This window comes from Hyalangium sp. (genome assembly GCF_045802625.1).
Classification (GTDB): Bacteria; Myxococcota; Myxococcia; order Myxococcales; family Myxococcaceae; genus Hyalangium.
Window position 1 is genome coordinate 17522 of record NZ_JBJMQP010000254.1, and the last position, 12506, is coordinate 30027.

General features: G+C 69.2%; 9 protein-coding genes. 2 read left to right on the plus strand and 7 right to left on the minus strand.

Translation table 11 applies throughout. The features are described 5' to 3' along the window. Nucleotides 1–6: 6 nt before the first annotated feature. On the minus strand, nucleotides 7–5832 hold the full coding sequence (locus ACJ8AT_RS39410) for an Ig-like domain repeat protein (RefSeq protein WP_407743150.1): 5826 nt from the start codon (nucleotides 5830–5832) through the stop codon (nucleotides 7–9). A 60-nt stretch (nucleotides 5833–5892) separates the two neighbouring features. After that, entirely contained in the window at nucleotides 5893–6240 is a 348-nt protein-coding gene (locus tag ACJ8AT_RS39415; RefSeq protein ID WP_407743151.1) for a PqqD family protein, read from the minus strand. A 206-nt stretch (nucleotides 6241–6446) separates the two neighbouring features. On the opposite strand from ACJ8AT_RS39415, the gene ACJ8AT_RS39420 reads away from it, so the two are divergent. Further along, nucleotides 6447–7046 carry a cytochrome c oxidase assembly factor Coa1 family protein gene (locus tag ACJ8AT_RS39420; protein WP_407743152.1) on the plus strand — a complete coding sequence of 200 codons (600 nt, stop codon included), beginning with the start codon at nucleotides 6447–6449 and terminating at the stop codon, nucleotides 7044–7046. A 91-nt stretch (nucleotides 7047–7137) separates the two neighbouring features. Here ACJ8AT_RS39420 and ACJ8AT_RS39425 read toward each other — a convergent pair whose 3' ends face one another. The 4 genes from ACJ8AT_RS39425 to fsa form a co-directional block, all read right to left on the minus strand. Beyond that, nucleotides 7138–8103, minus strand: coding sequence for an electron transfer flavoprotein subunit alpha/FixB family protein (locus tag ACJ8AT_RS39425; protein ID WP_407743153.1), 966 nt, complete (start codon nucleotides 8101–8103; stop codon nucleotides 7138–7140). Between the two features lie 39 nt (nucleotides 8104–8142). Continuing rightward, nucleotides 8143–8940, minus strand: coding sequence for an electron transfer flavoprotein subunit beta/FixA family protein (locus tag ACJ8AT_RS39430; RefSeq protein ID WP_407743154.1), 798 nt, complete (start codon nucleotides 8938–8940; stop codon nucleotides 8143–8145). 119 nt (nucleotides 8941–9059) lie between these two features. Continuing rightward, nucleotides 9060–10196, minus strand: coding sequence for an acyl-CoA dehydrogenase family protein (locus tag ACJ8AT_RS39435; RefSeq protein WP_407743155.1), 1137 nt, complete (start codon nucleotides 10194–10196; stop codon nucleotides 9060–9062). Between the two features lie 144 nt (nucleotides 10197–10340). Then, nucleotides 10341–10988, minus strand: coding sequence for a fructose-6-phosphate aldolase (gene fsa / locus ACJ8AT_RS39440; RefSeq protein ID WP_407743156.1), 648 nt, complete (start codon nucleotides 10986–10988; stop codon nucleotides 10341–10343). 139 nt (nucleotides 10989–11127) lie between these two features. On the opposite strand from fsa, the gene ACJ8AT_RS39445 reads away from it, so the two are divergent. Then, nucleotides 11128–12186: an SIS domain-containing protein gene (locus ACJ8AT_RS39445; protein WP_407743157.1), complete on the plus strand. Its 1059-nt coding sequence runs from the start codon at nucleotides 11128–11130 to the stop codon at nucleotides 12184–12186. A 4-nt stretch (nucleotides 12187–12190) separates the two neighbouring features. On the opposite strand, the gene ACJ8AT_RS39450 is transcribed toward ACJ8AT_RS39445, so the two are convergent. Then, nucleotides 12191–12506, minus strand: a 316-nt coding sequence (locus ACJ8AT_RS39450; protein WP_407743158.1) for a tetratricopeptide repeat protein, incomplete at its 5' end; no start/stop codon positions are given.

The window sequence follows — 12506 nt, forward strand, 5'->3', positions numbered from 1 at the left end:
GGCCCCTCAATAATACACCACCACGCCCGCCGAATTCGACTTGTTGTCCCCCACGGCCAGATCCGGCTTTCCATCTCCATTGAAGTCCAGGATGGTCAGCGTAATGCCGAGCGCGCTGGCGGACTCCAGCTTGGACTGGAAGAAGCCGTTCTCCTGCTGCGTGTCGAACTCCGCCCCGGGGACGCCCTGGTTGTAGAAGACGAACGCGGAGCTGCCCGTGAGGTTCTGCCCGATGGCGATGTCCACGAGCCCATCGCCATTGAGATCGCCCCGCGCCAGCGCCGAACCAAAGCGGCCGCCACCCTGAATCAACAGCGGCGGAGTCGTGAAGCCGGAGGCGCTCCCATCCCGGTACACGAAGACCTTGCTCTCGGTCGCCATGCCCACCACCAGATCGGGGGCCGAACCTCCGGCCAGGTTCACTCCACCCACGGCCTCGGTGCCAAAGCCATTGGTGGCGGAGCCTCCCGTGCTGGAAGGCTGGTGGACCACCTGCAGGGCCGTGGACAGGTCCACGTTCTTCCCCGGCGACGAGACGACCGCGGCCCCCGAGAAGACGTAGACGTTGTTCTGCGACTCGTGGGAGGCGGGGATGGTGAAGTCCGGCACTCCATCTCCGGTGATGTCCCCGAGCGGGACATAGCCACGGTTGCGCCCGAAGAAGAGCATCCCCGCGGGCGCGGTGAAGATCTTGTCCGCGTTGCTCGTGGCGACGACGCATGACGCGCTGGCGGTGCAGCCGGTGCCCAGGGCCCGCCAGGCATCCGCGGAGCGCCCATAGAAGAGGTAGGCCTGGGGCGGGCTCTCGCCGTGAGAGCTGAGGATGAAGTCCTGCAGCCCATCCCCGTTGATGTCGCCGATCACCTTCACGGCGCCGCCCAGCGAGGCGTTCGGGATGCTGGGGACATGACGGAACTCGATGGTGCCCGTGGTATCCACGCTCGAGTTCTTGCGCCCGAAGTAGAGGAAGACCCGGCCGCTGGTGCTCGAATACCCGCGCTCGCTGATCAGCAGATCCTGCACCGCGCCCGTCGCGTCGTTGCCGACATCCCCGACGTCGAAGTCGGCCCCGTAGAACAGGTTGCTCGGCTCCGACACCGTGAGGGCCTGGGGAGTCGTCGCCTGCGGGTTGCTCGAGCCGTAGTAGACGTAGACCACGCCCGGGAGGCTCCCGTTCGAGGCATTCACCACCAGATCATCAAAGCCGTCCGCGTTCAGATCTCCGCGCGAGACCATGTAGGTCGCGAAGGTGTTCCCCGCCGAGCCAGGGTTGCGGAAGGACGCATTGGTCCAGAAGTTGTGGATGAGCTCGGCGTCCGTCTCCGCCTGGAAGGGCGCGTAGTTGCCGATCTCGTCGCGCGGGCGGAGCTGGATGGAGTAGGTCGCCAGGGGCGGCAGGGTGAGCCTGTAGCTCGTGGCGGCCGCCGGGAGCAGCGCACCGGTCTCCTGCTTCACCTTCGAGCTGAAGAAGGTGGGCTCATCCGCGATGCGGGTCGCGGGCGGCTGGAGCTGGGCGTTGACGGTCCAGCGCAGATCGTAGCCAGCGACCGTGCCGGACAGCCCGTCGTCCCCGCTGGCCGTCCACGTCACGTCCACCTTGGCCGCGCGCTCCTGGCCTGACACCAGCGTCCGCGTCACCGTGGGCGCCGCCGGCGGGACCACGTCCACGGTGGCCGCCACGGTGTGGCGCGTCACGTTCCCGGAAGGATCCTGCACCCGGAGCTCGAGCGGGCCCGAGGTGTCCTGGGTGAGCACTACCGGGACGTCCAGCGTCTCCGGATCCGTGGTGAGGGTGAACTCCGAGGAGACGGGGCTGCCTCGGTAGAAAGCCTGCACCTTGCCGCCCACGCCCTGGGTCACCGTGAGGGTGAACTTCGCATCCGCGTCCCCGCCTGGAGACAGGTCCTCCACGTGGTCGGGCGCGGGCGTCGGGAAGAGGAACGCGTTGGTGTGGGCCACGAAGTAGAGCGTCGTCGGCGCCGGAGAGACGGAGGTGATGAGCGGCGGGGTGATGTCCACCGCCACGTCCACGTAGTCGACGCTGCGCAGCGCGGAGATGTTGAAGACCTCCACGGTGAGCCGGGTCTGCTCGCCATCCGCCAGCGTCACGTCGAAGGAGAAGTCTCCCGTCGTCGCATCCGCGGTGATGGAGGCCTCGGGCGTGGTGGAGGAGGCCCCTCGGTAGAGGAACACCCTGCGCCCGCGGCAGTCCGAGGTGTTGCCCGTCAGGTGGTACTGCAGACCGGCCGTCGCCGGATCCTGATCATCCTGCGCCAGCAGCGTCGCCGTCGCGGCCGACGGATGGGTGAGGGTGATGGCACAGCCGGGCACCTCCACGTCCACGTTGGCCGCCGAGTCACTGGCCGGGTTTCCCGCGGCATCGCTGGCCATCACGGAGACCGTCTGCACGCCCACGGGGAAGTTGAGCGTGCCCTGAGCCACTCCCGACAGCACCTGCAGATCGCCAATGGCGACCGGAGAGCCCGAGCCCACCTGCGTGACGATGTGGACCGTGCTCACGTCCCCTCCGCCCACGTTCACCTGAACGGGCAGATCCGTGCTGGCGTAGACGGTGTTCGCGGTGGGCGTCACCAGGGCCACCGTGGGGGCCTGCAGGTCCACGGTGAGGGTGCGGACCAGGGGCGCGCTGCGGTTGCCCGAGCTGTCCGTGGCGATGATCGTCAGCGTGTACGTCACCGTCCCCGAGGCCGGCAGGGTGAACACGTTGCTGGCCGCCACCCCCAAGGGCGTCACGTCCACCGAGCCACCGGAGGGCGACAGATCCATGTGCACGCCACCCGCGCCCACGTCCGAGTCGGTGTTGACGGAGACCGGGAGCTGGAAGCCGGCGGTGCTGCTGGAGGCGTCATCCGCGATCCCCAGGGCTGTCCGCGTGGGAGCGTTCAGCACCAGGGTGGGCACCACGCGATCCAGGCGGAACGAGAAGAAGGCCGCCGTGTTGAGCGGGTAGAACGCCGTGGGGTTGGACACCCGGTTCTGGTTGCCCGCCGCGTCCGTCACCGTGACGACGAGCGAGTAGTCAGCCGCCACTCCCGTGGGAATGGAGGTGAGATCGACCGTGGCCTGTCCCCCGGTGGCCGTGGCCTGGCCATAGACGATGTTCAGGCCGGCGTTGCGCACCTGCACGGGACGGCCGTCCTCCAGCCCATCCACGGTGACGCGAACCTGCGGCGGGCCCGAGGGGAGCTCGGTCGCGTTCAGGCGCTTGTCGCCGTTGGTGTCGCCGAGCAGCTCCACGGCGCGCACCACGGGCTCGACGCTGTCCACGGTGAGGTTGACCTCCTGCGACACGGAGATGGCTCCATCATCCAGCACGGCCTTCAGGGAGTACTTGCCGTCGGGATAGGTGAAGTTCGGCACCAGGGCCGACACGTTCGCGGCCAGGGTGAACCAGCCCGAACCATCCCGGCAGGGCGAGGCGCCCTGGACCAGGGCCACGCTCGTGCAGATGTCCACCACGGCGCTCGCCGAGCGGTTGGGCACGTCGTACTGAAGGGTGGCCTGGATGCCCGGCAGCTCCGGAGCCCCATCCAGCACGGCCCTGTAGGGATCGGGCGAGCCCGCGGGGATCTTCAGCGAGATGTTCCCCGGCTGCGTGTCCACCAGCAGCAGGATGGTGGCGCAGGCCACGGTGCCGCCGGGGCCGGTGAGCTCGGCGCGCAGCACGTTGGCGCCCTCGTCCAGCGCCACGTCCGTGAACGTCTTCTGGGTGTCGTTGGCCGCCACGGGCGTGGAGGCGATCTCCGTGGTGCCGCGCATCAGCCGCAACGTCCCCGCCGCCGTGGCCGTCACCGACAGCTTCACCGCCACCGTCAGCCCGCCACCTGCCCGCACCAGACCATCCTCGGCGCCCAGGTAGCGTCCGGCCGCCGGAGCGTCGAACTTCAGCTTGCCGCCGCTGAAGGCCAGCGTCAGGGTCTTGGTCAGCGGGGTGGTGTTCCCCGCGAGATCCGTCGCGGTGAGCTGCAGATCGCACGTCCCGCTGTCCGGCACGGAGATGTTGCGCAGCAGCAGGGCGCCGCTGGCATCCGCCTGCCCCACCGAGCCCACCGTCCCGCAGCCCGTGGCGAGCACCGAGGCGCGTGGCTCGGTCTTCACGTCCAGGGAGATCTGCATGCCCGGGCTCAGCGAGGTGTCATTCAGCTCGGGCCCCAGGGTGGTCTGCCCGGTGGGCTCGTCATGCACGTTGAACGACAGCGCGGGGGCCACGGTATCCGCCCCCACCGAGAGCGACTGGCTGGTGCCGCCACCCGGGCAGGAGGCCAGCAGGTGATACTCCCCATCCCCCGGCAGCGTCAGCGAGGCCTGCGCCGAACCGTTGGCTGCCGTGCCACTGGCTCGCGCCTGCTCCACTCCGTTCAGGTCGTACGCCACCACGGTGACGGGGCCCGCTCCGGACTCCACCCGCACCGTACTGGCCAGGGTGCGCCCGAGGGCTCCATCCAAGGGGGCGATGATGCGGCAAGTCGGCCGGCTGGTGGAGACCGTCACGGTATCCACGGCGCACTGCTCCATGCCCGCGGCGTTGCTCACGCAGGCCTGCACGGTGTTGGTGCCCTCGGCCAGCTGCGCGATGAAGGGGGCCACGCGGCTGTTGCCCACCAGGGCCGTCACCGCCCGCTGGGGACGCGCGAACTGGCCGTTGACGGTGGTGAAGAGCCGCACCTCCGTGCCCAGGGGCAGCGAGTCCACCTGCACGTTCACGGGCGCCTGCACGCCATTGTCGAGCCGTCCATCCACGGTGTCCGAGGTGATCGTCTTCGAGACCCCGAGCTTGAGCGTGGGCGGGGTGCTCGCCACGGTGACGGGGATCTGCCGCGTGGTGACGTTGCCTCCGCTGTCGGCCAGGCGCAGCGTGTACGAGTACTGCCCATCCACCGGCACGGTGACCGAGGGGAACGTCACCCCTCCGCCCACCACCAGCGTGGACAGGTCCGGCGCGCCCTGCCGCGAGAGGGTGGCCACCATGTTGGGCTCGGTGCAGCCGACGGCGGCCTCCACCTTGAATGAGGTGGAGCTCACCGGGGCCACGGGCGAGGCCACCTCCACGCGCGGCGCCACCGTGTCCAGCACGATGTTGCGCTTGCCGGACGTCACCTCCTTGTCGCCGTTGCGCACCACCGCGTAGCACGCGGCGTTCTGGGCCTCGCACGCGGACTGGGACAGCGTCACCGACACCTGCGTCTGCCCGCTGCTGTTCACCGTGAAGTCCGTGGGCGGCACCCCGCACGCCTGCTCGCAGTAGAGCGTGCCCGTCTTCCCGGCCAGCCCCGTGCTCTTCACCGAGAAGCGCAGCTGGTAGCCCGCCGTGTCCGCGTCCGCGTCATCCACCTCGCGCAGCACCTGGCCCTCGGCGGGCTGGGTGAGCTCCACGCTCGGCGGCTCGGGAGACACCGTCACGCTGATGCGCTGCGTGGCCGTGCGGTGCGAGCCCGCCTCCTCCACCGTCACCACCAGCACGTTGGTGCGCGACTGCAGCAGCGTGCCCGAAAAGCGCGCCGTGGCCCCGTCGATGACGGCGTCCGGCACCGCCCCCGGCGTCTGCGAGCTGGGCGTCTGCACCTCCAGCTTCGCGCTGGCCAGCTTCACCGGGCGGTCCGCCGTGTCGCGCGCCACCGCCACCACCTCGTACTGGAACCCATCCGTGGTGGGATCCGCGTCGTCCGCCGAGGTCAGCCGCTGCCCATCCGTGGGCGCCTGGAAGGACACCTCCAGCTGCGACTCGACGGGGGGCTTGCCGCAGCTACACCCCGAAGCGCCCCACACCAGGGCGAAGCCCACCAGCAGCCACTGCCATAACGCTCGGCGCATACGTCTCTCACCTTCCCGGTGGGCTCCAACCGCCCACCGCGCACGGCACCGGCCCGGCCTTCACTGCCCGAGCACCAGCACCTTCTTCTCCACCAGGAGTTTCACGAAGGCGGCCGTGTCCTGACGGCACGCCTCCGGCTCCACCTCGAACTCGTCACACAGCACCGCCACGATGTCCGCCACCGTCCTGCGCCCGTCCACCAGCTCCAGGATGCGCTCGGCCACCTCGGACACCTGCCCCTGTGCATCCTCGAAGGTGTGCAGGAACTCGTCCGGCCCCGCCGCCATCAGCCTCCCCGACACGCGCTGCAGGCCCGCCTCCGGGTGCAGCCGAGGCACCGCGCGTAGCACGTCCCCGCCCGCTCCCGCGAGCCGCTCGCGTCCGTTCTTGGGAAGGAATGCAGCCACGGCCATCTCTCGGGGGCGCGCCCTCCGGCCTGGGGGCCCCCTGGGGCTTCTGAAGTACGCGGCCATGCTACCCGCTCCCCTCCTTCGGCACCAATCCCTGCCCCTCGCTTGCTACCCCCACAAGGCTCTGGGTGGCTTGCCCGGAACCGCGTATGACAAGGGCGCGCCCGGGCTCTCGGAGAGGCGCAGCCTTGGGAGGTATGGACATGACGCCGGAAGGCAACATGGCGCCGCAGCGCAGCTGGTGGAGCCGGAACTGGAAGTGGGCGGCCCCCGTGGGGTGTCTGGGGCTCATCGGCTCGTGCGGGTGCCTCACGGTGGCGCTCATCGCCTTGGGCTTCGCCTCGGCCAAGAGCAGCACGCCGTACGAGCAGGCGCTGAACATCGCCAAGGCGGACTCGGAGGTGCAGGCCACGCTGGGGCCTCCCATCGAGAGCACCTGGAGCATGCAGAGCTCCGTCCACATGGGAGACGGCCAGAGCACGGCCGAGTTCAGCGTCCCGCTGCACGGCTCCAAGAAGGACGGCGTGCTGCACATCCAGGCCACCAAGAGCGGCAAGGAGTGGGAGTACCAGGTGCTCCAGGTGGAGGTGCCCGGCCAGGAGCCCATCGATCTGACGGACAAAGTGAATGGCGGCCAAGGCGCCAAGCGCCGCGAGCTGGCGCCCCCCACCCCGGACGAGCCTCCCTCGACGGATGGGGATGCGGATGAGGACGAGGACGAGCACGAGGCCGCCCCGCCGCCCCAGGACGAGAAGCAGGACGGCCAGAAGCCCGGCCAGCACAAGCCGGACATCAACCTGTAGCCCGCAACGTGTAGCCCGCAACGACAGAGGGGCGGCGCGACTCACTCTCGCGACCGCCCCTCCGCTCCCGGCCCTTCGCGGGGCCCAGGCTCTACTTCAGGGCCTTCAGCGCCTGCCGCAGCTCGGGCAGGACCTTGAAGAGATCCGCCACCAGCCCGTAGTCGGCCACCTGGAAGATGGGGGCCTCGGGATCCTTGTTGATGGCGACGATCGTCTTCGAGCTCTTCATGCCGGCCAGGTGCTGGATGGCGCCGCTGATGCCCGCGGCGATGTAGAGCGACGGAGCCACCACCTTGCCCGTCTGGCCCACCTGCAAGTCGTTGGGCACCCAGCCCGCGTCACACACCGCGCGGGAGGCGCCCACCGCGGCGCCCAGCTCGTCTGCCAGGGCCTCGATCTCCTTGAAGTCGCCCTTGGTGCCGCGGCCGCCGGAGACCACCACGCGCGCCTCGGTCAGCTCCGGCCGAGCGCTCTTCACTTCCTTGAAGTCGACGAACTTCGTCTTGGACGGCTCGAGCTTCGGCGTGAAGCTCTTGGCCTCGGCGGCGGGCTGGCCGCCCTGGGCCGCGGGGAACTCGGTGGCGCGCACGCTGAACACCTTCACCGGCGTGGTGAGCTTCACCTCGGCGAAGACGTTGCCCGCCCACATGGGCCGGGTGAAGGTGATCTCCGCCCCGCTCCCATTGAAGCCCATCACATCCGTGGCCATGGCGGCCTTCAGGCGCGCGGCCACGCGGGGCATCAGGTCCTTGCCCATGGCGGTGGAGGCCATGCCCACGTAGTCGGCCTTGAGCTCCTGCGCCAGGCCGGCGATGACGGGGGTATAGACTTCAGCCAGGTAGTGCTCGAGCTCGGGCGCGGCGGCGGTGTGCACCGCCTTGACGCCCAGGCCCTTGAGCTCCTCGGCCACCTTGGAGGGATCCTTGGACAGCAGCACCAGGTGCACTTCCGCGCCGGCCTTCTCCGCCAGGGCGCGGCCGGCACCCACGGCGTTGAGGGTGGCCTTGCGCAGGTGCCCATCCGGCTGCTGCTCGGCGACGATGAGGACGATCGGCATCTTGGACTCCAGTCTCTCGAAGCAGTTGAAGGGGCGGGCCTAGACGACCTTCGCCTCGTTGTGCAGCTTGTCCACCAGCGCCGCCACGTCCGGCACCTTGATGCCCGCCTTGCGCGGGGGCGGAGACGACATCTTCACCACTTGAATCTTCGGGGTGACGTCCACGCCCAGCTTCTGCGGCGTCAGCTCCTCGATGGGCTTGCTCTTGGCCTTCATGATGCCCGGCAGGCTGGCGTAGCGCGGCAGGTTCAGGCGCAGGTCCGTGGTGACGACGGCCGGCAGCGAGCACTCCAGCGTGGCCAGCCCGTTGTCCACCTCGCGCACCACGCGCACCGTCTTGCCGTCGGCGCTCACCGCCAGCGCGGGCACCTTGTTCTTCTCCTGCTCGCTCTCCAGCGACTCCACCTTGGAGGCGAACGTGGCCTGGCTCCAGCCCAGAAACTCGGCCAGGTACTGGCCCACCTGGTTCTGGTCATCGTCGATGGACTGCTTGCCCAGCACGACGATGTCCGGCTTCTCCTTCTCCACCACCTTCTGGAGCAGCCCGGCGATGCCCAGCTGATCCAGCGGGCCGGTGTGGTTCACCCACACCGCGCGGTGGGCGCCCATGGCCAGGGCGTGCCGGAGCTGCTCCTGCACCTCCTTGCCGCCGATGGACACCACCACCACCTCGCCGGTGTGCTTGGCGACGAGGCGCAGGCCTTCTTCCACGCCAATCTCGTCAAAGGGGTTGATCTTGTACTTCAGCCCCTCCTGAACGATGCCCGAGCCATCCGGCTTCACCTTGATCTTCGACTCGGGGTCTTCCACGCGCTTGGCGGTGACGAGGATCTTCACGGCGGTCCTTCTCCTTGGGCGCGCGGGATGTTGACGCACCGCGCGAACGGCCTGGAGTAATAGGCATTCGCCTCCCGCCGGGGCAACGGGAATCCGCCGGGGGCCGCAGATTTACTTTTCTACCTGAACAGTTCCCGAGCGATGACGATGCGCTGGACCTGGCTGGTGCCCTCGTAGACCTGGATGAGCTTGGCGTCGCGCATCAGCTTCTCGACGGGGTAGTCCTTGATGTAGCCGTAGCCGCCGTAGACCTGGACGGCGTCCGTGGTGACTTTCATGGCCATGTCCGCGGCGAAGCACTTGGCGTAGCTGGAGACCAGGGTGTTCTTCTGGCCGCTGTCCAAGAGCCACGCGCTCTGGTGCGTCAGCAGGCGCGCGGCCTGGATGTTCATGGCCATGTCCGCGAGCATGAACTGGATGCCCTGGTGCTCGCGGATGGGCTTGCCGAACGTCTGGCGCTGCCCGCTGTACTCCAGGCTGTGCTCGAGCGCCGCGCGGGCGATGCCCACCGAGAAGCTGGCGATGATGGGGCGGCTGTTGTCCAGCGTCTCCATGGCGATGCGGAAGCCCTCGCCCTCCTCGCCGATGCGGTTGGCCACCGGCACGCGCACGTCCTCGAAGGTGAGCGACACGGTGTTGCTGGCGCGCTGCCCCATCTTGTTCTCGTGCTTGCCGGCGGTGAGCCCGGGGGGCTTGCCCTCGACGACGAAGCAGGTGATGCCCTTGTGGCGCTTGCCCTTGTCGAGCGTGGCGAACACGGTGAACTGCTCCGCGTAGCCGCCGTTGCTGATGAAGCACTTGGCGCCGTTGAGGACGTAGTGGTCCCCCTCGCGGCGCGCGGTGGTGCTCATGTTGGCCACGTCCGAGCCGGCGGCGGGCTCGGTGAGGCAGAAGGCGGTCAGCTTGGGGCGCTCGCCGAAGGGCGTGAGCAGCCGCCTCTTCTGCTCCTCGGTGCCGGCCAGGAGGATGGGCAGGTTGGCCAGATCATTCACATACAGCGAGGTGGCCACGCCCGCGCAGCCCCAGGCCAGCTCCTCATAGACAATGACCTGCTCCAGCTTCGTCAGCCCCGAGCCGCCGTGCTCCGCGGCAGCGCCCAGGTTCATCAGGCCCAGCTCGTGCGCGGCGGAGATCAGCTCCCGAGGGAACTCGGCCGTCTCGTCGTAGTGCGCGGCCTTGGGGCGGATGACCTCGCGAGCGTATTTACGCGCAGTCTCCTGGAGGGCGCGCTGAGAGTCCGTGAGCTGGAAGTCCATGTATTTCCTCGACGAATCCAAGAAGGAAGGGAGAAGGGTGCCGCTTTGACGAGCTGCGGCAGCGGCCAAGCTACCATGCTTTGACTCGCGAATCAGTCTTCCCAATGAGAAGCCACGTCCGCTCGGGCGCCTGCTCCGCGGGGGCTACTTCTTGGGGACCTTCTCCCAGTCGGCCAGGAACTTCTTGATGCCGATGTCCGTGAGCGGGTGCTGGGCCAGCTGGTTGATGACGCTGAAGGGCAGCGTGGCCACGTCCGCGCCCATGCGCGCCGCCTGGAGCACGTGGATGGGGTTGCGCACGCTGGCCACCAGCACCTGCGTGGTGAAGTCGTAGTTGCGGTAGATCTCGATGATGTTGGAGATCAGCTCCATCCCATCCTCGGAGATGTCGTCCAGCCGGCCCACGAACGGGGAGACGTAGGTGGCCCCCGCCTTGGCGCACAAGAGCGCCTGGTTGGCCGAGAACACCAGCGTCACGTTGGTGCGGATGCCCTCGGAGGTGAGCGCCTTGACGGCCTTCATGCCCTCCACGCCCATGGGGACCTTCACCACCACGTTGTCGTGGATCTTCGCCAGCGTGCGCCCCTCTTTGATCAGCTCGGGGGCCTCCAGCGAGACGCACTCGGCGCTCACCGGACCGTCCACGATGGAGCAGATCTCCTTGATGGTCTCCTCGAGGCCGCGGCCCACCTTGGCCAGCAGCGACGGGTTGGTGGTGACGCCATCCACGCAGCCCATGTCGTACGCCTTGCGAATCTCTCCAACGTCCGCCGTGTCGATGAAGAATTTCATCTCGTCCCCTTTGTGGGAAAACCTGCGTGTAGGGTGAACGGTCCAGCCCGAGGACCGAGCGTGCGAGCGCGTAACCGATGGCCCGCACCGCGTCAAGGGTAGCGGCCCGCCGCGACCCAAGGGTAGAAGAGCGGCGATCATGGCTCGCGCCCGCCGCTCCACCGCCAACAAGCCCCGCCTGCGCGCCCTTCCCGGGCGTGACGCCGCCACCAGCGCTCCGCCCCGGACCGAGGAGGCGCAGGCCACCCTCGCCTACGCTCAGGGCGTGCTCCAGGCCGAGGCCGGCGCCATCCTCGGGGTGGTGCTGGGCGACTCGTTCCTGAGGGCGCTCGGGCTGCTGCGCGAGTGCCAGGGGCAGGCGGTGGTGACGGGCATGGGCAAGGCGGGCCTCATTGGCCAGAAGCTGTCGGCCACGCTGGCGTCCACGGGCATCCGCTCGGTGTTCCTCCACCCCGCCGAGGCCGTGCACGGCGATCTGGGGCGCGTGGGCCGGGGGGATGTCATCCTGGCCCTGTCCAACAGTGGGTCCACCGAGGAGCTGCTGCGGCTGCTGCCCTCGTTCCGGCGCCTGGGCACGCCGGTCATCGCCCTCACCGGCGAGCCGGAGAGCCCACTGGCCCGGGGCGCGGATGTGGTGCTGGACATCGGCCGCATCGAGGAGGCGTGCCCCATGGGCCTGGTGCCCACCGCCTCCACGGCGGCGCTGCACGCGGTGGGCGACGCGCTGGCGATGACCCTGCTGCGCTCGCGCACCTTCGGCACGGAGGAGTATGCGTTGCTGCATCCGGGCGGGAAGCTCGGCCGCTCCGTGCAGCGCGTCTTCGAGGTGATGCGCACCGGCCCGGCCAACCCCGTGGTGCGGGAGACGGCGAAGCTGTCCGAGGCCGTGGGGGTGATGACGAAGACGCCGGGCCGTCCGGGCGCCACCAACGTGGTGGACAAGCAGGGGCGGCTGGTGGGCATCTTCACGGATGGAGACCTGCGCCGGCTGGTGGAGCAGGGCCGCACGGACTTCACCGTTCCGGTGCGCGAGGTGATGGGCCGCAGACCCCGGTGCGTGAGCCCGGAGACGCTGGTGCTCACCGCCGCGGCGCAGATGCGCGAGGCCCGGGTGGATCAGCTCCCGGTGGTGGATGCCGAGGGCCGCGCCGTGGGCCTGCTGGACGTGCAGGATCTGCTGGCCGCGCGGTTCGTGTGAGTGACTACTGGCTCGCCTTGGCCTGCAGGGAGGACTTGTTGGGGTAGTCCGGCACGGTGGCCAGCAGCTTCGCCCAGAGCGCTTTGGCGCCCTTGGCGTCACCCTTGGCCATCAGCGTGTCGCCCAGCTTCTCCACCGCCGCCGCGTCCGAGCTCACCGCCACGCCCCAGACACGGTCCGCCATCGGCTTGCCCAGCCCGACCAGCGCCCAGGCCATGCCCGCCTTCGCGCGGCCGTTCTCCGGCTGGAAGGGCACCACGCGCCGGTACACGCCGAGCGCCTCGTCGTACTTGCCCTTGGCCAGATCGTCCTCGCCCTCC